At 71.5% G+C, this 21,201-nt stretch carries 19 protein-coding genes; 14 read left to right on the top strand and 5 right to left on the bottom strand.

Annotated elements, in window-relative coordinates:
- Window position 1 precedes the first annotated feature (1 nt).
- Complete coding sequence (locus tag VH914_02660) at window positions 2–1,480, bottom strand: aldehyde dehydrogenase family protein (GenBank protein HEX4490082.1); 1,479 nt, start codon at window positions 1,478–1,480, stop codon at window positions 2–4.
- A gap of 50 nt (window positions 1,481–1,530) precedes the next feature.
- Here VH914_02660 and VH914_02655 point away from each other — a divergent pair, with 50 nt between their 5' ends.
- Window positions 1,531–2,244, top strand: a complete 714-nt coding sequence (locus tag VH914_02655) for a helix-turn-helix domain-containing protein (GenBank protein ID HEX4490081.1) — start codon at window positions 1,531–1,533, stop codon at window positions 2,242–2,244.
- On the opposite strand, the gene VH914_02650 is transcribed toward VH914_02655, so the two are convergent.
- Window positions 2,162–3,379 carry a M24 family metallopeptidase gene (locus VH914_02650; protein HEX4490080.1) on the bottom strand — a complete coding sequence of 406 codons (1,218 nt, stop codon included), beginning with the start codon at window positions 3,377–3,379 and terminating at the stop codon, window positions 2,162–2,164. The genes VH914_02655 and VH914_02650 overlap by 83 nt on opposite strands.
- The gene (locus VH914_02645; protein ID HEX4490079.1) at window positions 3,379–4,593 is read right to left on the bottom strand and encodes a Xaa-Pro peptidase family protein; all 1,215 of its coding nucleotides are present in this window, start codon (window positions 4,591–4,593) and stop codon (window positions 3,379–3,381) included. The genes VH914_02650 and VH914_02645 overlap by 1 nt, the downstream gene beginning before the upstream one ends.
- A gap of 66 nt (window positions 4,594–4,659) precedes the next feature.
- Between VH914_02645 and VH914_02640 the strand changes: the two genes are divergently transcribed.
- From VH914_02640 to VH914_02605, 8 genes are all read left to right on the top strand, one after another.
- Window positions 4,660–6,108, top strand: coding sequence for an amidohydrolase family protein (locus VH914_02640; protein ID HEX4490078.1), 1,449 nt, complete (start codon window positions 4,660–4,662; stop codon window positions 6,106–6,108).
- Window positions 6,105–7,892 carry an amidohydrolase family protein gene (locus tag VH914_02635; protein ID HEX4490077.1) on the top strand — a complete coding sequence of 596 codons (1,788 nt, stop codon included), beginning with the start codon at window positions 6,105–6,107 and terminating at the stop codon, window positions 7,890–7,892. Before VH914_02640 ends, VH914_02635 begins: the two co-directional genes overlap by 4 nt.
- Window positions 7,889–8,713, top strand: coding sequence for an SDR family oxidoreductase (locus VH914_02630; protein ID HEX4490076.1), 825 nt, complete (start codon window positions 7,889–7,891; stop codon window positions 8,711–8,713). The genes VH914_02635 and VH914_02630 overlap by 4 nt, the downstream gene beginning before the upstream one ends.
- A gap of 165 nt (window positions 8,714–8,878) precedes the next feature.
- Window positions 8,879–9,277 carry a hypothetical protein gene (locus VH914_02625; GenBank protein ID HEX4490075.1) on the top strand — a complete coding sequence of 133 codons (399 nt, stop codon included), beginning with the start codon at window positions 8,879–8,881 and terminating at the stop codon, window positions 9,275–9,277.
- An 81-nt stretch (window positions 9,278–9,358) separates the two neighbouring features.
- Window positions 9,359–11,119, top strand: coding sequence for an ATP-binding protein (locus VH914_02620; protein HEX4490074.1), 1,761 nt, complete (start codon window positions 9,359–9,361; stop codon window positions 11,117–11,119).
- Window positions 11,116–12,279: an exonuclease SbcCD subunit D gene (locus VH914_02615; GenBank protein ID HEX4490073.1), complete on the top strand. Its 1,164-nt coding sequence runs from the start codon at window positions 11,116–11,118 to the stop codon at window positions 12,277–12,279. Before VH914_02620 ends, VH914_02615 begins: the two co-directional genes overlap by 4 nt.
- The gene (locus VH914_02610; GenBank protein HEX4490072.1) at window positions 12,279–14,687 is read left to right on the top strand and encodes an SMC family ATPase; all 2,409 of its coding nucleotides are present in this window, start codon (window positions 12,279–12,281) and stop codon (window positions 14,685–14,687) included. The genes VH914_02615 and VH914_02610 overlap by 1 nt, the downstream gene beginning before the upstream one ends.
- On the top strand, window positions 14,684–15,640 hold the full coding sequence (locus VH914_02605; protein HEX4490071.1) for a hypothetical protein: 957 nt from the start codon (window positions 14,684–14,686) through the stop codon (window positions 15,638–15,640). The genes VH914_02610 and VH914_02605 overlap by 4 nt, the downstream gene beginning before the upstream one ends.
- On the opposite strand, the gene VH914_02600 is transcribed toward VH914_02605, so the two are convergent.
- Together VH914_02600 and VH914_02595 are read right to left on the bottom strand one after the other, a co-directional pair.
- Window positions 15,637–16,539 carry a hypothetical protein gene (locus tag VH914_02600; GenBank protein HEX4490070.1) on the bottom strand — a complete coding sequence of 301 codons (903 nt, stop codon included), beginning with the start codon at window positions 16,537–16,539 and terminating at the stop codon, window positions 15,637–15,639. The genes VH914_02605 and VH914_02600 overlap by 4 nt on opposite strands.
- Entirely contained in the window at window positions 16,536–16,952 is a 417-nt protein-coding gene (locus tag VH914_02595; GenBank protein HEX4490069.1) for a hypothetical protein, read from the bottom strand. The genes VH914_02600 and VH914_02595 overlap by 4 nt, the downstream gene beginning before the upstream one ends.
- A 214-nt stretch (window positions 16,953–17,166) precedes the next feature.
- Between VH914_02595 and VH914_02590 the strand changes: the two genes are divergently transcribed.
- From VH914_02590 to VH914_02570, 5 genes are all read left to right on the top strand, one after another.
- Window positions 17,167–17,760 carry an HD domain-containing protein gene (locus VH914_02590; GenBank protein ID HEX4490068.1) on the top strand — a complete coding sequence of 198 codons (594 nt, stop codon included), beginning with the start codon at window positions 17,167–17,169 and terminating at the stop codon, window positions 17,758–17,760.
- Between the two features lie 38 nt (window positions 17,761–17,798).
- Window positions 17,799–17,993, top strand: a complete 195-nt coding sequence (locus tag VH914_02585) for a ferredoxin (protein ID HEX4490067.1) — start codon at window positions 17,799–17,801, stop codon at window positions 17,991–17,993.
- A 2-nt stretch (window positions 17,994–17,995) separates the two neighbouring features.
- Window positions 17,996–18,922 (top strand): alpha/beta hydrolase, encoded by a 927-nt coding sequence (locus VH914_02580; protein ID HEX4490066.1) that lies wholly within the window; start codon window positions 17,996–17,998, stop codon window positions 18,920–18,922.
- 108 nt (window positions 18,923–19,030) lie between these two features.
- Complete coding sequence (locus tag VH914_02575) at window positions 19,031–19,864, top strand: glucose 1-dehydrogenase (protein HEX4490065.1); 834 nt, start codon at window positions 19,031–19,033, stop codon at window positions 19,862–19,864.
- Window positions 19,861–21,120 carry an acyl-CoA dehydrogenase family protein gene (locus tag VH914_02570; GenBank protein ID HEX4490064.1) on the top strand — a complete coding sequence of 420 codons (1,260 nt, stop codon included), beginning with the start codon at window positions 19,861–19,863 and terminating at the stop codon, window positions 21,118–21,120. Before VH914_02575 ends, VH914_02570 begins: the two co-directional genes overlap by 4 nt.
- The last annotated feature ends 81 nt before the right edge of the window (window positions 21,121–21,201 follow it).

Below are 21,201 nucleotides of genomic sequence, written 5' to 3'. Positions count from 1 at the left end.
GTCAGAGGCCCGACAGCACGTTCTTGCGCTGTAGGAACTCCTCGATCCCGGCGCGCCCACCTTCGCTCCCGAAGCCGCTCTGCTTGTGGCCTCCGAAGGGCGCGGTGGGGGAGAGGAACGGGTACGCGTTGAGGGTCACCGCGCCCACCTCGAGCCGGCGGGCCATCCGGTGCGCGCGCGACGCGTCGCGCGTGTACACGTAGGCCGCGAGCCCGTAGTCGCTGCGGTTGGCGCGCTCGACGACGTCGTCTTCGTCGCGGAACCGCATGATCGAGAGCACGGGGCCGAACACCTCGTTGACGGCGAGGTCGCTCGTATCGTCGACGTCGCCGAACACGGTGGGGGCGATGTAGTAGCCGTCGGCGAGCGGGCCTCGGAGGCGGTGACCGCCGGTGAGCAGCGTGCCCGCGCCGTCGGACTTCGCGCGTTCGATCACGCCGAGCACCCGCGCGCACGCGGTCTCGGTGACGACCGGGCCCATGAGCGTCGACGGGTCGAGCGGATCGCCGATCGTGACACCTTCGACCGTCGCGACCACCCGCGCGACGACTTCGGCGTACACGTCGTCGTGCACGAAGAGACGCGTCGGCAGTGCACAGCCCTGCCCGCTCAACGCGACCGCGCCGAGGACGCTCGCGACCGCGCACGCGAGGTCGAGATCCGCGTCGGGAAAGACGATGTTCGCCGACTTGCCGCCGAGCTCGAACGTGAGCGGTGTCAGCGCGTCGGCCGCCGCCGCCATCACGCGCTTCGCCGTGGCGACTCCTCCGGTGAACGAGATCTTGTCGACGCCGCGGTGGCGCACGAGCGCGTCGCCGGTCACGGCGCCGCCCGGGATCACGTTGAGCACGCCGGCGGGGAGCCCGGCTTCGAGCGCGAGCTCCGCGTACCGCAGCGCGCCGAAGGGCGCGATCTCGGGTGGCTTGCACACGACGACGTTGCCGGCCGCGAGCGCGGGCGCGACCTTGTGGCCCATGCCCATCATCGGGCCGTTCCACGGGACGATCGTCGCGACCACGCCGTAGGGCTCGGGGAGCACGTAGTCGAAGTGATTCGGCGCGTAGATCGGCGCGACGTGCCCTTCGATCTTGTCGATCCAGCCCGCGTAGTAGCGCGTCCACGACGCCGCGTAGGCGCCGGAATCGAGCACGCTGACCGGAGTGCCGTTGTCGAGCGCGTTGATCGCGGCCGCGGCCTCGCGATCGCGTTCGAGGAGATCCGCGAGGCGGAGCAACACGGCGATCCGATCGGGGATCGGCATCGCGCGCCACGTCGGGAGCGCGGCGCGCGCGGCGTCGACCGCCGCGTTCACCTCGTCGGCCCCGGCGAGCGGCACCTCGGCCTGGAGCGAGCCGGTCGCCGGGTTGTGGTGCGCGTACGTGCCCCCGCTCGCGCTCGGAATGCGCTCCGCGCCGACGAGCAGGCCGCGCGCCGCGATGGATCGCACCCACTCGGTTGCGGTCTCGAGTGACACCGTCATCGTCGGCTCCTCGCAGGCGGGCGGGCGCCCGTTGCTACCGTGACGGCCGCATGATCGAGCCCGAGCCGTCGACTCGCGACAAGTTGATCGACTCCGCCGCACGGCTGTTCGCCGAGCGCGGCCTCGACTCCGTGTCGCTCGCCGAGATCGTGCGCGAGTCGGGTCAACGCAACACGTCGGCGGTGCAGTACCACTTCGGCGGCCGTGACGATCTGCTGCTCGCGATCCTGGAACGGTACGTGCCGATCTTGCGCGCGCGCCGCCTCGAGCTGCTCGCGGTCGCCGACACGTCGGGCTCGGATGTGCGCGCCGCGGCCGAGGCCGTCGTGCGCCCGGTCACCGAGCTCGCGCAACGTGGGTGGCGCGAGCGGGCGTACCTGCAGATCGGATCCGAGCTCACGGCGACACTCGACCGCGCGCCGCGCGCCGTGCGCGCGGTCCTGCGCAAGACCGCAGGTTTCGAAGCGATGGCGTTGCTCGCGGAGCGGTGTCCGCCGCTGCCGCCCGAGATCTGGGCCGAGCGCAGCCGGCTCATGTATCCGTTCATCGGTCGCGCCGCCGCCGATCGGGCGCGGCGGCTCGACCAGCTCAGCCCGCGCGCGATCGCGAAGGACGTGCTGCCCGACGACCGCTTCGTCGACAACCTCGTCGACATGCTGCTCGGCGCGATGACCGCGCCGGCTACGCCCCATCGGTCGGTTCGTGACCGAACGGCGCGTGAGAGCGCGGATCGTGAGAAAGCGGTTCGTGAGAGAGCTTCGTGAGCCGCTCCGGACCGTCGTCGGTCACGTGCACGGTGTCGGCCGCAAAGATGCCGCCGACGCCGGGTTCCCACACGTAACCCTGCACGACGAGCACGTTGCCGGCGGCCAGCGGCTCGTCGAGGTGCACGGGCCGGTCGTCCACGATCGGAGCCTCGACACCGAGCCCGATTCCGTAGGCCACGGGAACCGGCGGTCGCGGCTCGCCCGACTTCGTCCACGCGCCGACCAGCGCACTCGGGAGCGTGCCCGGTGTGCACTCGGCCACCACCGCGTCGTGTGCGTCGTGGAAGCGACGGGCCAATGATTGCTGGGCGCGCGTCACGTTGCCCGAGGGTCCGAGCGCCGGGTGGGTGCGCGCGGCGACGCCTTCGTACCCCGCGTACTGAACGCTTCCGGTCATCGCCACGAGCTCGCCGGCACCGACCGGGCGCGCGGTGGGGATGCGCCGGAACGGCGGTGCGTCGGCTGCGCCCGCGCGCGGGGTCGCGCAGAACGAACCCTCGTACGTGGGGTGGTTGATGCCGTAGGCGCAGACCGCTTCCTGGAACCGACCCTTCAACTCGAGCTCGGTGGTGCCCGGTTGCAGCGAGTCGGCGACGGTCGTCAACGCGCCCTCGGCCATCGCGATCGCGGTGCGCAGGCACTCGATCTCGGCGGGAAGCTTCACTGCGCGCACGCGCCGCATCGCGGCTTCGCCGTCGACGAGCTCGGCATCGGGCGCGAGCATGCCGAGCAGCCTCGCGAGCCCCGGTTGCATGCCGTCGACCGCGATCCGCCTCGCGTCGGCGAGCCCACCGATGTTGCGGATCGCGTTGACGGTGTTCGACGCGTTCCACGTGAGCGCGTTCAGATTCTCGTGCGGGATGTCGGCCGGAAGTCCGTCGTCCCACGTGGCCGCGAGCAGGTGGATGCCGAGCGTCGAGCGCACGAACGTGACCATCGGTGCCCACGGCGTGATCACCGCGCGCCACAGCGGTCGGTGACCAACGACGTAGCGCGCGTTGCCCTGCCGCGTGCACATGAGCACGTCGATCCCGCGTTCGTCCATCATCTCGACGACCCGAGCGCGGCGCGCCCGTCGGAGCGCGTCGAAGTCGATGCGCGGGCCTTCTTCGAGGGCGAGGAGTCCGCGCATCACTCGGCCCCTTCGTTCGGATAGTTGCTGACTCTCTCGTGGCCGTCGTCGGTGATGAAGACGAGCTCCTCGCAGCGCCAGCCCGCGTGCCCGTCGAGCCAGGTCACCGGTTCGACGACGATGGCCATGCCCGGTTCGAGCACGAACTTCTCGTCGGACTCGGGGCCGCGGTCGGCGCCGACCTGCTGCGGTTCGCCACCTTCGAGGCCGAGGCCGTGCGCGAGGAAGAAGTGGTCGAGCCACGGTTTCGTGCCGCCGTTGGCCTCGATCGCGAGGCGCGTGAGCACGTCGCCGGTCACTCCGGGCTTCAACTGCTCGATCACGGCGTCGGTGATCTCCTGCCAGCGCGTGCGCAGGTCGCGCCGCGTCGGTGACACGCGACCCGCGACCCATGTGCGCCCGACGTCCGACGCGTAGCCCTCGTAACCCATCACCGTGTCGGTCCAGACCACGTCGCCTTCGCTCACGATGTGGTCGACGGTGATGAGGTTGAACGGCACGTCGTCGTTGGTGCTCCACGGTCCGTCGGCGATGCGCTCGGGCATCGCCTGGAAGACGGGATCGAGGAAGTTGCAGGTCGCGCCGAGCTCGAACAGGCGGCGAAGGAACACGCCCGTCAGGTCGGTGAGACGAATTCCGGGCCGCAGGATCTGCTCGGCCGCGTACGTCGCCGACTCGTTGATCTCCCACGAGCGCCGCATGCACTCCTGCTCGTCGGGCGTCTTGATGACGCGCGCGTCGGTGAGGAGTGCACCGGCGTCGACGAGCTCGACCGGCGCGAGGAGCTTCGGGAGCGCGAACCACATCGGCGCGGTGTAGTCGTCGATCCCGATGCGCGTCGCCGCGCCGCCCGTGAGCTCCTTCACCGTTGCGGCCATCGCGGCAACGCCCGCGTCGGTCTCGGGATACAGCGGTGGATGCGCGTGGTCGGCCGCGAGCTCGGGTGGGATGCCGTCGCGATGGCTGCTGAACACATGCGGTTGTTCTTCGCCGGCGACGACCAGCACGATGATGCGATCGTGGTAGCGGCGACTGTTGTCGGCGAGCACGTTCCCTGCACCGCTCGCGTAGATCACGTTGCCGGTTCCGAGGAGCAGGAGCGCGTCGAGCGACTGCTCGCGCATCGCGCGCTGCAACTTGGCGAACCGTTCGCGACGCATGCGCGCGAGGTCGAGCTCGCGGAGTGTCTCGTCGAGGCTTGTCGGCAAGGGCATAATGCGCGTACATTACCGACCGTTCGCACGGCGGGAAAGCCCGTCGTCTCCGTATCGGAGTCGATCGTGAGCAGCTCGGAAAACTCCCGCTCCATCCGCGAGCGTCTCGATCATCCCGTCATCGACATCGACGGCCACTGCATCGAGTTCTTCCCGGGGCTCGCGCCCTATCTGCGCGACGAGGGCGTCGACCTCGAGAGCCCGAGTCTGCGCCGGTTGCTGCCGCCGTACTTCGGCCCCGACACCGACTGGCACGCGTTGAGCGCGAGCGAGCGTGCCGACGCGCGCGCGGCACGACCGCCGTGGTGGGGTTCACCCGCGCGCAACACCCGCGATCTCGCCACCGCGATGTTTCCGGGCCTGCTCTACGAACGACTCGACGAGCTCGGCATCGACGTGAGCGTGGTGTACCCGAGTGTGGGCTTGGCGTTCCTGCATCTCTGGGAGGAAGCCGAGCGGCGCGGCGCGTGCCGCGCGTTGAATCGCGCGAACGCGGCGACGTTCGCCGACTATGCCGATCGGCTCGTTCCGGTCGCAGCCATCCCGATGCACACACCCGACGAGGCGATCGCCGAGCTCGAGCACGCGGTCGGCACGCTGGGCTTCAAGGCGGTGTTGCTCGCCGGGTACGTGCAGCGCCCCGTGCGCACGGTCGTCGACGCGCACCCCGACCTCGCGCCGTGGCTCACGTGGCTCGACATGTACGGCATCGACAGCGCGTACGACTACGACCCCGTCTGGCAGAAGTGCGTCGATCTCGGTGTCGCGGTCGCCTTCCATTCCGGCTCGATCGGGTGGGGGAGCCGGCGCTCGATCTCGAGCTACATGTACAACCACATCGGTCACCTCGCCGAGGGTCAGCACGCGCTGTGCAAGTCGTTGTTCCTCGGCGGTGTGACTCGACGCTTCCCCGAGCTCAACTTCGCGTTCCTCGAAGGCGGCGTCGCGTGGGCCGCGACCTTGCTCTCGGATCTGATCGGGCACTGGGAGAAGCGGAACCGGGTCGCCCTCGCGCACCTCGATCCCGCGGCGATCGACAAGACGCTCTTCTTCGAGCTCATGGACCAGTACGGCGGCGCGCTCGTCGCGGGCTCGGAGCCGATGCGTGTGTCGCGCCCGCGAGAGGATCCGGCATTGCTCGACGAGTTCGCGGCGTGTGAGATCGAGACCGCGCACGACATCGTCGACGGCTTCGTGCCTCGCTTCTTCTTCGGCTGTGAGGCCGACGACCCGCTCACGAGCAGCGCCTTCAACACGAAGGTGAACCCGTTCGGCTCGCGGCTCGGGGCGATGTTCGGATCCGACGTCGCGCACTGGGACGTGCCCGACATGAGCGAAGTGCTCGAGGAGGCGTGGGAGATGGTCGACCACGGTTGGATCGACGAGACCGACTTCCGCGACTTCGTCTTCACCAACCCGGTTCGGTTCTTCACGCGCGCCAACCCCGCCTTCTTCGACGGCACCGTCGTCGAGCACGACGTCGCACGCGGCCTGAGTGCGGACGGTCGGGCGTGACGCTCGACCTCGTCGTCCGCGGTGGGATCGTGGTCGACGGCACGGGTCGCGAGGCGCGCCGGGCCGACGTCGGCGTGCGCGACGGAATGATCGTGGAGATCGGCGCGGTCGCCGCCGACGCGCCGCGCGCGATCGACGCCGACGGCCTCGTCGTCGCGCCCGGTTTCATCGACATCCACACGCACTACGACGCGCAGGTGCTCTGGGATCCCGGTGTGTCGCCGTCGCCGCTGCACGGAGTCACCACGGTGATCGGCGGCAACTGCGGGTTCTCGATCGCGCCCCTCGGCGCCGCGCACGTCGACTACATCCAGCAGATGATGGCGCGGGTCGAAGGCATGTCGCTCGCGTCGTTGCGGGGCGGTCCGGCATGGGACTGGGTCAGCTTCGGCGACTACCTCGATCGGGTCGAGGGCAAGCTCGCGGTCAACGCGGGATTCCTCGCCGGCCACTCCACGATCCGGCGCGTCGTGATGGGCGACGACGCGACGGCGCGGCGCGCGACCGCAGCCGAGATCGCGACGATGGTGCAGTTGCTCGACGAATCGCTGGCCGCGGGCGCGCTCGGATTCTCGTCGTCGTTGGGTGACGCGCACACCGACGGTGCCGGGAAGCCGGTGCCGTCGCGTGCCGCCGCGCGCGACGAGTTCCTCGCGCTCGCCGGCGCGCTCCGATCGCATCCGGGAACGATGCTCGAGTTCATCCCCGCGGTCGGTGAGATCAGTGCCGAGCGCATGGACCTCATGGCCGACATGTCGCTGGCCGCGAACCGTCCGCTCAACTGGAACCTGCTCGGCAGCCTGTCGCCGGTCGAGATCTACGAACAGCAGCTCGAGGCCTCCGACATCGCCGCGGCGCGCGGTGCGGAGGTGCTCGCGCTCACCCTGCCCGATCTCATGCGGCTCCGCGCGAGCACCCTGCTGGAATCGCTGCCGGGTTGGAAGCCGATCGTGCGCATGCCCGACGACGAACGGCGCGCCGCGTTGCGCGATCCGGCGACGCGCACGCGGTTGCGATCCGCGGTCGCGGACGCGGCCGCGAACGGGCTGGCCGCGATGGCGCACTTCGATCTCGTCGAGATCGCGGAGGGACCGTTCGCGGGTCGGAGCGTCGACTCGGTCGCGCAGGAGCTCGACGTCGAGCCGGCCGACGTTCTCGTCGACGTGGTGCTGCCGGACCGGCTCGCGCTCACGCTCATCCTGCCGTCGTTGGTGCCGAGCCTCGGCGCGTCGCAAGCCGGTTGGGAGGCGCGGGCCGAGCTGTGGCGCGATCCGCGCGTGCTGCTCGGTGGATCCGACGCCGGCGCGCACATCGACCTGATGTGCCACGGCAACTACCCGTCGGTGGTGCTCGGGCACGCGGTGCGCGAGCGCAAGGTGCTCGAGGTCGAGGAGGCGGTGCACCTCATGACCGATCGCCCCGCGCGCGTGCTCGGCCTGCGCGGGCGAGGACGGATCGAGGTGGGCTGGCACGCCGATCTCGCGATCTTCGATCCCGCGGAGATCGCGTCGCAGCCGGTCGAGGTGCGGCGTGATCTGCCGGCCGGCGGCGAGCGCCTGCACGCCGGCGCGCGCGGAATGGAGCACGTGATCGTCGGTGGCCGTACGGTCGTCGAGGCCGGCGCGGCGACGGGCGAGTTGGCGGGCACGCTCCTCCGATCCGGTCGCGACACCGAGACCGTGACGGTTGCGGGAGGGAGTGCGCGGTCAGCCCGAGAACCGCGGAGAAGCCCCGTGCCGAAGCGAGAGAGCACGCGACAGGACGACCCGGGTGGAGGCGCGTGAGCGCGCCGGTCGCATTCGTCACCGGCGCGAGTCGCGGCATCGGCAAGGCGTGTGCGATCCAGCTCGCGCGCGCCGGCTTCGACGTCGCGTGCACCGCGCGCACGCAAGTCGAGGGCGAGGAACGCGAGCACTCGTCGACGGTGCGCAAGCGCGACGTACGCCCGCTGCCCGGAAGTCTCGCGACCACCGCGGAGGCGATCGCGGCGGAGGGTCGCCGCGTGCTCACCCTGCCCGCCGATCTCCTCGACATCTCGCAGCTCGAAGTCGCAATCGCGACGGTGCTCGACACGTGGGGCCGCATCGATGTGCTCCTCAACAATGGCCGGTACGTCGGGCCGGGACACATGGACCGGCTCGTCGACACACCGCTCGATCTGCTCGGCAGGCACCTCGACGCGAACGTGCTGGCGCCACTCGCGCTCATCAAGCTCGTGCTGCCGCAGATGCTCGAACGCGGCAACGGTCTGGTGATCGACATGACGTCCGACGTCGCGTGGAGCGATCCCCCGGGCGCGGCGGGGAACGGCGGCTGGGGTCTCGGCTACGCGATCTCGAAGGGTGCGCTGCACCGCGTCGCGGGCGTGCTCGCGCACGAGGTCGCGGGCACCGGGGTCGCGGTGGTGAACGTGTCGCCCGGCTTCGTCGCGACGGAGCGCATCGCGATCGACATGGCCGAGTTCGGCTTCGACGCGTCGAAGGGCGCGTCACCGGAGCTCGTCGGCCGGGTGGTCGCGTGGCTCGCGACGAGCGGGGTCGCGTCCGAGTGGAACGGCCGCACGCTCGAAGCGCAACCGATGGCCCGCGAGCTCGGCTTCGCCTGAATCGCTCGTCACTTCGACGCGCGAGAGCGGCGAGCAGGGCGAGCCAGCGACCGGTTTTGCTCCCATCCCGCGTCATGGAGCGGCGGGCGCCCGCGGGCCGGCTGTCCCGGCCCGCAGCGAGTGCGACCCGGATAACTGTCACACCCCGTTCGTATCGTCGTCCGCATGAAGTGGTGGACGCCCGATTCCGACGCCGTACAGGACATGGCCTGGTACGAACCGCTCGTCGCCGTGTCGCGACGGGCCCGTGCCGCGCAGCTCGTCTGGCCCGTCTTCATCGACGACTTCGAGTTCTTCGGCCGGGTCGACCGGGCGCCCCGCCCGAGCATCTCGATCTTCGGCCACCTGCAGACCGGGCAGCCGTTGCTGTGCGACGACTCGGGCCATACGTACACCTTCGTGGAGCACAAGGCGGGCCGCACGAACGGGCGATTCAAGGAAGTGTCGTTGCGCGGTGCGCTGTGGCAGTGCGGCCTGCCCGAGGTCGCGGAGGCGACGCTCACACCGCGACCGTTGCGTCCCGAGCTCGAGGAGCGCGATCGACCCGCGCTGCGAGTGGTGTGACGCAGGAAACCGCGTCACTGTCCGAGGCCGGTCGTAGGCTCGCCGCGACCGTCGATCGGCGAGGATGAAGGTGGATTCGGCGTGGGTGGAAGAGAGCCGCAACCGGCGGTCGGGCGCGTGCTCGGCACCGAGGACGCAACACCGCTGACCTTCTGGGTCGCGCTCGCGCCCGAGCAGTACCTGCAGCTCGACGACGTCGTCGTCACCGAACGCGCGGTGCCGGGGCGCGGCCAGGTGATGTTGTCGGGTGTCGTGTCGCAGGTACGCGCGCGGCACGAGGGCGCGCGCTTCGACTCCGACGTCTTCCTCATCGAGGACGGTGTCCTGCCGGCCGCGGTCGTCGAGTCGGCCGAGGTGATGACGACACGCGTCGAGCCCGAGACGTTTGTGCCGCCGCGGCCGGGCGCCGAGGTCCGGCGCGCGAGCGACGCCGAGCGCGACCACGCCCTCTACTTCGACCAGATGGCGAAGAAGCTGCCGATCGGGCTCGGCCGCGACGGTGAGCCCCTCTATCTGAACCTCGAGTTCATCGACGGCACGCGCGGCGCGCACGTCAACATCTCGGGCATCTCCGGTGTCGCGACGAAGACGACGTACGCGACCTTCCTGCTCTACAGCTTGTTCAACTCGACCGTCCTCGGCGCGGACGCGGTGAACACGAAGGCGCTGATCTTCAACGTGAAGGGCGAGGACTTGCTGTTCCTCGACCATCCGAACACACACCTCGACCCCGTCGCGGCCGAGCGTTACCGCGCGCTCGGGCTGCCCGCCGCGCCCTTCGACTCCGTCGCCGTGTACGCGCCGCCCCGACGCGGCGATCCCAACGCCGGCCCCGACGTCGCGACCCGCACCACCGGTGTCGCGTCCTTCTACTGGACGGTCGAGGAGTTCGTCGCCGACGAGCTTCTCCCGTTCGTGTTCGCGGACGCGGAGGACGACCGCAACCAGTACACGATGGTGATCCACAACGTCGCGCGCCGCTTGCAGCTCGACGGCAACCCGATCGGCGACGACGGCGCGTGGGAGGTCGACGGGCGCAAGCTCACCACGTATCACGATGTGGTCGAGCTGATCCTCGAGAAGCTCAACGACGAGACGAGCCGCTACGACTGGGCCGGCCCCGCGACCGGCATGGGCACGATCAACGCGTTCATCCGCCGGTTGCTGTCGTCGCAACGCGCGGTCGCGCCGCTCGTGCGCGCCGACATCCCGCTGCGCGCGCAGCGGCAGATCCGGCTGTCGGACGCGAAGGTCACGGTCGTCGACATCCACAACCTGCACGAGCGCGCGCAGCGGTTCGTCGTCGGGGTCACGATCCGCACCGCGTTCCGCGAGAAGGAGGAGCGCGGCGCCCGCCGGCCGCTGCTGTTCCTCGTGCTCGACGAGCTGAACAAGTACGCGCCGCGCGAGGGCACGTCGCCGATCAAGGAGATCCTGCTCGACGTGGCCGAGCGGGGTCGCAGCCTCGGCATCGTGCTGCTCGGCGCGGAGCAGACCGCGAGCGAGGTCGAGCGGCGCGTGATCGCGAACTCCGCGATCCGGGTCGTCGGGCGCCTCGACTCGGCGGAGGCGGCGCGGCCGGAGTACGGGTTCCTGCCCGCCGCGCACCGGCAGCGGGCGACGATCGCGAAGCCGGGCACGATGTTCGTGAGCCAGCCCGAGATCCCCGTGCCCCTCGTCGTGGAGTTCCCGTTCCCCGCGTGGGCGACGCGGCCGGACGAGCGCGATCCGACCGGCGCGGGCCCAGCGGGCCCAGCGGGCCGCGCGGGTGCGGCGGGCTCGGGCGGCGCGCCGGGCGGCGATCCGTTCGCGGGCTTCCCGGAGCCGGGTGGTTCGGGATGAAGATTCTCCACACCGCCGACTGGCACGTCGGCAAGCTGCTCAAGGGCGCGTCGCGCCTCGACGAGCACCGTCGCGTCCTCGCCGAGATCGCGGAGGTCGCGCGGCGCGAGGCGGTCGACCTGATCGTGGTCGCGGGCGATGTGTACGAGTCGGCCGCGCCGCCGCCCGAGGCGCAGGGCGTCGCGTTGCACGCGTTGCTCGCGCTGCGCGACACGGGCGCCAAGGTCGTCGTGATCGCCGGCAATCACGACAACGCGCACCAGTTCGACGCGCTGCGCCCACTGATGGCCGAGCTCGAGATCACGATGCTGGGCTTGCCGACCCGTCCCGACGCGGGCGGTGTGATCGAGGTCGCGGCGCGCGCGGGCCAGGAGCGGGCCTGCGTCTCGCTGCTGCCGTTCTGCTCCCAGCGCTACGTCGTGCGCGCGACCGAGCTGATGGCGGGCGACGCCGCGAGCAACGCGGGCGACTACGCGCAGCGGATGCAGGCGCTCCTCCACGCGCTGAGCGCCGACTTCTCGACCGCGAGCGTCAATCTCGTCGTCGCGCACTGCATGGCACGGGGCGGAAGGCTCGGTGGCGGCGAGCGGGACGCGCAGACGATCGAGCCGTACTGGGTCTCGGGCACCGCGTTCCCGGCCGCGCACTACGTCGCCCTCGGGCACCTCCATCTCACGCAGGAGATCCCGGGCGGCGCGCCCATCTGGTACTCGGGGTCGCCGATCCAGGTCGATTTCGGCGAGGTCGACGACGACAAGCACGTGCTCGTGATCGAAGCAACCCCGTCGACCCCGGCGAAGGTGCGGAAGGTGAAGCTCGACACCGGCGCGCGCCTCATGATCGTCGAGGGCACGCTCGACGAGCTGGCCGCGCGCGTCGCGAACATCGCCGCCGACGCGTTCCTGCGCGTGGTCGTGCGCGAGCCCGCGCGGGCCGGCCTCGCCGACGAGGTGCGCGCGCGGCTGGGGGAGCGCGTGGTCGAGGTCCGGCTCGACCCGCCGAAGACCGACGCCTCGGAGCACGCGGCCGGCGACGAACGGGACCGGCGTCGTGATCGCACACCGCACGATCTGTTCCGAAGCTTCCTCGCGGAGTCCGGCTACGACGACGACCGCCTCGTCGCGCTGTTCGACCGCCTGCTCGACACGGCGACGACCTGATGCGTCCGGTCACGCTCGAGCTCTCCGGATTCGGCGCGTTCCGCGAGGCGACGACCGTCGACTTCGACGGGGCCGACTTCTTCGCGCTCGTCGGCCCGACGGGCTCGGGCAAGTCGACGATCATCGACGCGATCTGCTTCGCGCTCTACGGCACGATCCCGCGCTACGACGACCGCCGTCTCATCGCACCGATCGTGTCGACCGGCGCGCTCGAGGCCAAGGTGTCGCTCACGTTCGCGGTCGGTGGCGAGCAGTACGTCGCGGCGCGGGTGGTGCGGCTCGCGAAGTCGGGCGCACCGAAGTCGGACGGGCGGCTCGAGCGCGTGCGCGACGGCGAGGTGCTCGCCGGGCGCGTGAGCGAGATGGAGGACGCGGTCCTGCGCGTGCTCGGCCTGCCCTTCGCGCACTTCACGAAGTGCGTGGTGTTGCCGCAGGGCGACTTCGCCCGCTTCCTGCACGACAAGCCGGCCGACCGTCAGCAGCTCCTCGTCGAGCTGCTGAACCTCGGCGTCTACACCGAGATGGGTCAGGAGGCGCGCGCGCTCGCGGCGCGGCGGGAGGCGGAGATCGGCCTCGACGGCCCTCGCCTCGACGCGCTCGTCGAACAGGGTTCGGACGCGCGCAAGGGCACGATCACGGCGCAATTGGGCGCGTGCACGAAGCTGGGCCGCGACCTCCAGGACGCGCGCGCCGAGGTGGAGCGGCTCACGAAGATCGTCGACGACGCCGAACGCGATGCGGAGCGCGCGCAGCGGCTGCTCGGGTTGCTGCGCGCGGTCGAGGTGCCATCCGACGTCGCGCGGCTCGCGGAGCAGCAGCGCACGGCCGCGGAGGCCGTCACGGCGGCGACCCAGACCGCGGCGGAAGCGCAGAAGGTCGTGCAGCGCGACTCGGAGGCGTTCGCGAAGCTGCCCGATCTCGCGGTCCTGCTGGCCGCGCGGGGCGCGCACCACGACCTCGCCGCGCTCGCCCGAGAAGTCGAGCAACAGCAGGCCGCGCAGACGAAAGCCGATGCGCGCGTCGGCGAGCTCGGCACGGCGCTCGCGGCCGCGGAGGAAGCGCGCGACGCGGCGCTCGCGACGCAGGAGGACCTCCGCACCGAGCACCGCGCGCACATGGTCGCGGCGACGCTGCACGCGGGCGATCCGTGTCCGGTGTGCGGGCAGACGGTGTCGACGGTTCCGAAGCGACGCGCGCCGGCGGCGATCACGAAGGCCGACGCCGCGGTGAAGCGCGCGCAGGAGCAGCACGCGAAGGCCGCGCCGGCGCTGGAGCAGGCCCGGGTCGTGGCCGAGGCGAGCCGTCGAGCGCGCGATTCGCTGGCGGCCCGCGAGCGCGAGCTCACGATCCGCGTGGCGGAACACCCGGACGCGTCGAAGCTCGCGGAGCTGATCGAGCGGATCGAGACCGCCCGCACCACGCTCGACGCGGCGCGTGCGGCCGACGACGCGGCGCGCCGCGAGGTCGACGGCGCGCGCGGTCGCGTCGATGCGCTCGCGGGACGCGGCAAGGAGGCGGCCGCGCAGCTGCGCGCGCGGCGCGAGCCGATCCTCCAGGTCGGTGCCGCGCCACCCGAGCCCCACGACGACCTGCTCGCCGATTGGGAGGCGCTCGCGGCCTGGGCTGAAGCCGAGTCCGAGGCGACCGAGGCGCGTGCCCACGACGCGCAGGCGGCGACCGATGCCGCGCAGGCGGAGCGGCGCGCGCGGCTCACGGCGCTGGTCGAGGCGTGCGGGGGGCTCGGCGTCGCGGTCGGCGCGCCGGTCACGCTCGACGCGCTCGCCGACGTCGTGGTGCGGGCGCAACGCGACGCCGAGCACGAGCTCGCGGCCGTCAAGGCGGCCGCGACCGAGGCGAAGAAGCTCCGCAAGGTGCTCGCGAGCGCGCAGGAAGAGGCCGCGGTCGCGAAGCAGCTCGGCCAGCTCCTGCGCGCGAGCGAGTTCGAGCGGTGGCTCGTGTCGGAGGCGTTCGGTCTGCTCGTCGAGGACGCGTCGAGCACGTTGCGGGAGCTGACCAACGGGCAGTACTCGCTCGCATTCGACGAGACGAGCCGGGATTTCCTCGTCGTCGACCACCGCAACGCCGACGAGCGCCGATCGGTGCGCACGCTGTCGGGCGGCGAGACGTTCCAGGCATCGCTCGCGCTCGCACTCGCGCTGTCCGATCAGCTCCGCCAACTCGCGACCGACGGCGCGGCGCAGCTGGAGTCGATCTTCCTCGACGAGGGCTTCGGCAGCCTCGACCCCGAGACGCTGGAGACGGTCGCGTCGACGATCGAGACGCTCGCCGTCGGCGACCGCATGGTCGGCCTCGTCACCCACGTCGCCGAGTTGTCGGAGCGCGTGCCGACGCGCTTCGTCGTGCGCAAGGACGCGCGTACGGCGACGGTCGAGAAGGTGCTGACGTGACGCTCGCGAACGCGATGCGCTTCCGCGTCGACCCGTGGGACCCGACGTACGGGAGCGCGCTCGAAGCCGAGCTCGAACCGAGCCGCGGCGACGACGTCGTGCTCGATCTCGAAGTTCCGGCCGCCGAGTGGCGACCGATCGCTCCGAGCCGGGCGAGCGTTCCGCCGTCGGTCGTGCTGTTCGTCGACGGGGTTCGTCGCGTCGAAGCGCGCGTGTGGATCGACGAGCCCGACGGTCAGGTGGTGCCCGGCATCTGCGCGTCGTACGCCGCGGGTGTCGTCGCGTGCGATGGCGCGGCGCGGGTGGTCGACACCGAGGTGCAGCGGGGTTTGTTCACCAGCGCGCCCGCCGGCGTCGACATCGAGACGCGCCACGGTACGTTCGCCATGAAGCGCGTGCTCGAGCGCGATCCGAAAGGGCTCACGCTCGCGCTCCAGAGTCGCATGAGCCAGATCGAGATCCAGGTCGCACAGCGCGTGCGCGACGCAAGCGATCTCACCGACGACCTGCTCGTCGTCGACGGGCCGCTGCGGGGTCGGCCGTCGCTGGCGCGCACGGTCGGGATGATCAAGACGCACAACGTCGAGTACCTGCCCGCGGAGCCGAACCGGGTGGTCGGGCGGCTGGGCCCGGGGGAGCGCACACCGGTGTTCTTGATCGCCGGGAACTGGAGCCGTCACTCCTGGTACCTCTGCCTCCCCGGGGCGGAGGACGCGCCGTGGGCGGGCGTCGTGCGCTGCGAGGCGACCGCCGATCTCTCGGTGCCCGCGGTCGTCGCGCTCGCGGAGTGCAGCGCGGCGGTGCTCCCGCGCTACGCGTCGGAGCGGTACAAAGAGCCGCGCGCGCCGCAGAACCTCTATCCGATCGGCGGCCTCGAGCGAGAGCTGCGCCGGCGGCTCGGCGACGCCGAGCTCCTCTACCGCGCGTTGCGCGAGACCGCGCACCGCACCTAGGGCAACAGGACGCTGCGGATCGAGACGACGGGGTAGTCGCGCGCGTTCGTCACGAGCGCGGCACCGAGGTCGATCGTGATCGGTGCACCGAGTCCGGGCCCGGTCATGGTCGCGGACGCGGTCCAGATCGTCGCGACGCCGAGTCGGTAGGTGCCGCGGTGCTCGTACGTGTGCGTGAGCGCGGGCGCGTCGGGTGTGCCCGCGCTCGCCACGCGCGCCCAGCGGCCCTCGCCGGTGTAGACCGCGTACCCGGCGACGCGCGCGGTCCCCGCGACGCGGTAACCGTCGAGCCCGACCGCGACGCCGGCGGGCGCGGCCGCGCCGGTCCAGATCCAGGTCGGCAACCCGGTGACGCCGCGCGCCGCGGGGCTCGTGCCGAGTGGCGGTGCGCCGAGTCCGATCGCGCGCCAGACCGCGCCGATGGTCGGCGGCTGCGGCACATCGGGCGGGGCGGGCGGGCCGTCGACCGCGGGTGCGGTGAGCGGCTGACAGATCGAGCCGATCGTGCCGAGGTCGCGTCCGTCGGCCGTCGAGAACAGGTGGATGTCGAAGAGCCAGCCGTTGCCGAGCCCGTATTCGGGGCCGGTCGGACCGGCGGGCGTGAAGCACAGGTTCGAGAGGTCGGGGTGCTCCGACGTGGCCGGGATCGCGCGCGTGTACATCGGTCGCGGCGCGCCCGGATCGTCGGCGCGGTACGTCGCGCCGAGTCCGCCGTGCGCGCCCGGCGTCGCGACGAGCAGCCCGACACCCAGCACCGGCGGGGTCCCGCCGAAGTCACCGCCGCCGTGTCCCGCGTCGGCGCGAACGGGCGCGTTGCCGATGCGCGCGCCCGCGGCGGCGGGCGCACTCACGATCGCGAGCGAGAACGCGACCACGACCAGCCATCGAGCGCGTCTCATGTCGCCACCTGCGTGATGTCGGCGAGTCGCCAGCGCGCGCCCTCGCCACGCGTGAGCACCACCACGTAGTCGTTCGGCCGGTCGTAGCGCGTGACCGCGACGACATGACCGCGCGCGTCGACGACGCGGTCCTCGTGGATTTGCTCGTGCACGCGCAGGCTCACGAGCGTCGGGTGCACGGTCGCGACCGCGTACGTGCAGTGCTGTCCGATCGACACGAGCGTTTGTCGCCGGGATTGCAGCGTCGCGAGGTTGCGGGTGAAGTCGAGGTAGGACCGCGTGCCGGGTTGGTAGATCGTGCTCGCGAGGCCCGGGTCGGGATCGTGGGCGAGGAGCCAGCCGTGGCGGTCGTCGATCGAGCGCGCGATCGCGACGAGGTCCGTGCCCCGCTCGACGAGTGCGGGTGGCCGCACCGGGGCGGGCGAGGCGGGCGCCGCCGCGCTCGTCGGCGATCGCGGAACCCGGCTCGACGCCGGAGCCCCCGGCCGGGCGCAGCCCGCGCACACCGCCAACAGGCTGCACACCAAGATGTCTCTGACGACGGATGATCCTGGGAAGAGTCCGATTTCGCCAGGTTAGAGGCGCACCCCGGCGACGGCAAACCCCGACCGTGCGAGGATCCTCGTCGTGCCCGACCCCGACGAGCCGACCGTCATCCTCGGCGACCGCTTCGTCGCCGCGCTGGCGCTCGCGGTCGAGCTCCACGCGCACCAGGCCCGCAAGGCGAACGGCGTGCCCTACGTCTCGCACCTGCTGGCCGCGGCCGGCCTCGTGCTCGAGCACGGCGGCGACGAGGACACTGCGATCGCGGCGCTGCTGCACGACGGTCCCGAGGACCAGGGTGGGGAAGCGACGCTCGCCCGCATCCGCGCCGAGCTCGGCGACCGCGTGGCCGACATCGTCGCGGCCTGCTCCGACACGTTCGAGTCGCCGAAGCCGCCGTGGCGCGCCCGCAAGGAGGCATTCGTCGCGCGGCTTCCGCGCGCGGGGTCCGACGTGTGGCTCGTGGCGCTCGCCGACAAGGTCCACAACGCGCGCACGCTCGTGGCCGACCTGCGCGCCGACGGACCCGCGACCTTGGACCGCTTCACCGGCGGTCGCGACGGCACGCTCTGGTACTACCGCACCCTCGCCGACCGCCTCACCGAGCTCGCGCCGGGTCCGCTCGCGACCGAGCTCGCCGAGCTGGCCACGGAGATGGAGCGGCGCGCCGGGCGGTAGCGTCCATCCCGAGCCCATCACGACAGGAGGACGTGCCGATGCGGGTCGTCGTCGACTTCGATCGTTGCGAGAGCAACGCCATCTGCATGGGGATCGCCCCCGAGGTCTTCGAGGTGCGGTCGGACGACTTCCTCTACGTGCTCCAGGAGCAGCCGCCCGAGGAACTGCGCCCGAAGATCGAGGAAGCGGTGCGGCTCTGCCCCAAGCAGGCGATCAGCATCGCCGAGGACTGATCGTGGCGAGCGAGCTCTTCGACACCGTCGTCGAGATGATCCGCCAGGCCAACGTCGCCGGCGAGGAGTCGACGCTCACGGCGGTCGAGCTGCGCCAAAGCATGGAGACGATGGTCGGCGCGGTGCCCGTGATCGACGGCACGGTCTTCGAGACCGTGATGGCGGGCGGCGTGCCGTCGGAATGGGTGCGCCCCGCGACCACCGTCGCATCCGACGCGTGCGTCGTCTACCTCCATGGCGGCGGCTACGTCTTGGGCTCCGTCAACACACACCGCGGGCTCGCGAGCCATCTTGCGGCGCGCACCGGCCTGCCGGTCCTCGTCGTCGACTACCGACTCGGACCCGAGCACCCGTTCCCGGCCGCGCTCGACGATGCGCTCGCCGCGTACGAGTGGGTGCTCACGCAGGGCTTCGCGCCCGACCGCCTCGTGATCGCGGGCGACTCCGCGGGCGGCGGGCTCACGCTCGCGACACTGCACGCGCTGCGCGACCGCGGCCGTCCGCTCCCCGCCGCGGCCGTGCCGATCTCGCCGTGGACCGACCTCACGCTCTCGGGCGAGTCGATGGACGCGCTCGACGCGCACGATCCGATGGTCCGGCGTCCGGGCCTGCAGCGCATGGCCGACTGGTACCTCGGCGATCACGACCCGAACGATCCGCTCGCGTCGCCGGTGTTCGGTGACGCGAAGGGGCTGCCGCCGCTGCTGATCCACGTCGGCGAGGTGGAGACGCTGCTCGACGACTCGAAGCGCTACGCGGCGGCGGCCGAAGCCGCGGGAGTCGATGTCACGCTCGAGGTGTGGCCCGAGATGACCCATGTGTGGCACGCGTTCGGTCCGATGATCCCGGAGTCCGACGCCGCGGTCACGCGCGTCGCCGAGTTCGTCGCGCAGCACCTGAACCTGCCCGCGCCCACAGTCACCGCGTGAGCGCGGCGTGAGCGGCGGTCAGGCGCAGACCGCAGGCCCGGTCATCACGCGAAGGGGACCGGGCCGTCAGGATCGAGTGCCGGGCCGTCGGGCACAGGTCGGAGCCGCATGAGCATCGAAGGGCGTGCCGCGCTCGTGACCGGCGGCGGGAGCGGCATCGGGCTCGGCACCGCGAAGCGTCTCGCGGCCGACGGCGCGTCCGTCATGATCTGCGGGCGCACCGAGGAACGCCTGCTCGCCGCGACCTCGGAGTTGCGGGAGGTGGCCGCGCCGGGTGTCGTCGTCGGCTACGTGGTCGCCGACGTGACGAAGGAAGACGACGTCGCGCGCGCGGTCCAGGCAGCGTCCGAGACGACCGGCTCGCTCGACATCCTCTTCGCGTGCGCGGGCGGGTCGCTCCACCTCGGTCCGATCGTGCTCTCCGACGTCGAAGCGTTTCGCGCCACGCTCGACCTCAACATCACGGGCACGTTCCTCGCGATCAAGCACGCGGCGCCCGTGATGGCGCGCGGCAACGGCGGATCGATCATCGGTATGTCGTCGATCGCGGGTGTGGCGACGCACAAGTACATGAGCGCGTACTGCGTCGGCAAGGCCGGCATCGAGATGCTCGTGAAGGTCGCGGCCGACGAGCTGGGCCCGTCGAACATCCGCGTGAACGCGGTGCAGCCCGGTCTCGTCGACACCGAGCTCGTCGGGTTCATCACCGCGGGCGGCGCGCTGTACGACGACTACCTCCAGCAGATGCCCATCTCGCGCGTCGGCACCGTCGACGACATCGCGAACGCGGTGCGATACCTCGCGGGACCGGAGTCGTCGTGGGTCACCGGGCAGATGATCGGTGTCGACGGCGGCCATCAACTTCGGCGCGGTCCCAACTACGGGCTGCTCGTCGAGGAGATGTACGGTGCCGACGCATGCCGGGGCCTGATCGAGCAATGAACGGGAGCGCCGCGCTCTCGCAGGAAGAAGCCGCGCAGGCGGCGGCCGACGAGGCGTTCCGCGCCGAGGCGCGCGCGTTCCTCGAGGCCCACGCGACGCCGCGTCAGGGATTCGGCGACGCGACGATCACGCTCGGCGCCACCGACACGAGCAAGGAAGCCGAGGACGCGCACGTCGCGCGCTGTCGCGCGTGGCAGCGCACGCTCTACGACAACGGCTGGGCCGGCATCGCGTGGCCGAAGGAGTACGGCGGCCGGGGCGGCACGATCCGCGAGGCGCGGCTGTTCGCCGCCGAAGAGAGCAAGTTCGACGCGTCGGCCTCGGTGTTCGCGGTCGGCATCCAGATGGTCGGCCCGACGATCATGGCGCACGGCACCGACGAGCAGAAGGCGTTCTACCTGCCCCGCATGCTGCGCGGCGAGGACATCTGGTGCCAGCTCTTCTCCGAGCCCGGCGCCGGCTCCGACCTCGCGGGGCTCACGACGCGCGGCGAGCGCGACGGCGACGAGTGGATCGTCAACGGCCAGAAGGTGTGGACGTCCGGCGCGCAGTTCAGCGACTACGGGATGCTGCTCGCGCGCACCGATCCCGACGTGCCCAAGCACCAGGGCATCTCGTACTTCCTCCTCGACATGCAGACGTCCGGTGTCGAGGTGCGGCCGCTGAAGCAGATCACGGGTTTCGCGCACTTCAACGAGGTGTTCCTCACCGACGTGCGCGTGCCGAACGCGAACATCCTCGGTCCGCTGCACGGTGGTTGGGGTGTCGCGCACACGACGCTCGCGAACGAGCGCAACATGATCGGCAGTGGCGGCACCGGCATCACGTTCGGTGCGATCCTGCGCCTCGCGCGCGAATGCGAAGCCACGGCGGATCCGGTGATGCGGCAGCGACTCGCCGAGTGCTACACGCGCTTCGAGATCCTGAAGTGGCTGGGCCTGCGCGCGCGGGCGCGTGCGCAGCGCGGCGAGCGCCTCGGCCCCGAGAGCTCGGTGTCGAAGCTGTTCGTGTCGCAGCGCGTCGCGCGCGACGGCGACCTCGTGCTCGCGCTCGAAGGCGCGCGCGGGATGCTCGGCACCGGCGCGGCGCCGCAGAACGGCATGTGGCAACAGGTGTTCCTCAACCAGTGGGGCATCCGCACCGGTGGTGGCACCGAGCAGATCCAACGCAACGTGATCGGCGAGCGCGTGCTCGGGCTCCCCGGCGACCTCCGCACCGACAAGACGGTGCCGTTCCGCGACCTGCCCAAGAACTGACGGCCGGTGTCGGGCCGAGCTCCGGTACCGCAAGGATCTCTACGAAGGCACCGCCGAGGACCACGACCGGCTCCGGCCGCC

This window comes from Acidimicrobiia bacterium (genome assembly GCA_036271555.1).
GTDB lineage: Bacteria > Actinomycetota > Acidimicrobiia > IMCC26256 > PALSA-610 > DATBAK01.
Note: the sequence above shows the minus strand (reverse complement) of the source record. Positions and strands in the feature narration are given on the sequence as shown.

Excerpts from the sequence above, each read along its gene's own strand:
- VH914_02660 (HEX4490082.1), bottom strand. The coding sequence starts at position 1,480 with ATGACGGTGTCACTCGAGACCGCAACCGAGTGGGTGCGATCCATCGCG.
- VH914_02655 (HEX4490081.1), top strand. The coding sequence starts at position 1,531 with ATGATCGAGCCCGAGCCGTCGACTCGCGACAAGTTGATCGACTCCGCC.
- VH914_02650 (HEX4490080.1), bottom strand. The coding sequence starts at position 3,379 with ATGCGCGGACTCCTCGCCCTCGAAGAAGGCCCGCGCATCGACTTCGAC.
- VH914_02645 (HEX4490079.1), bottom strand. The coding sequence starts at position 4,593 with ATGCCCTTGCCGACAAGCCTCGACGAGACACTCCGCGAGCTCGACCTC.
- VH914_02625 (HEX4490075.1), top strand. The coding sequence starts at position 8,879 with ATGAAGTGGTGGACGCCCGATTCCGACGCCGTACAGGACATGGCCTGG.
- VH914_02615 (HEX4490073.1), top strand. The coding sequence starts at position 11,116 with ATGAAGATTCTCCACACCGCCGACTGGCACGTCGGCAAGCTGCTCAAG.
- VH914_02610 (HEX4490072.1), top strand. The coding sequence starts at position 12,279 with ATGCGTCCGGTCACGCTCGAGCTCTCCGGATTCGGCGCGTTCCGCGAG.
- VH914_02600 (HEX4490070.1), bottom strand. The coding sequence starts at position 16,539 with ATGAGACGCGCTCGATGGCTGGTCGTGGTCGCGTTCTCGCTCGCGATC.
- VH914_02585 (HEX4490067.1), top strand. The coding sequence starts at position 17,799 with ATGCGGGTCGTCGTCGACTTCGATCGTTGCGAGAGCAACGCCATCTGC.
- VH914_02575 (HEX4490065.1), top strand. The coding sequence starts at position 19,031 with ATGAGCATCGAAGGGCGTGCCGCGCTCGTGACCGGCGGCGGGAGCGGC.
- VH914_02570 (HEX4490064.1), top strand. The coding sequence starts at position 19,861 with ATGAACGGGAGCGCCGCGCTCTCGCAGGAAGAAGCCGCGCAGGCGGCG.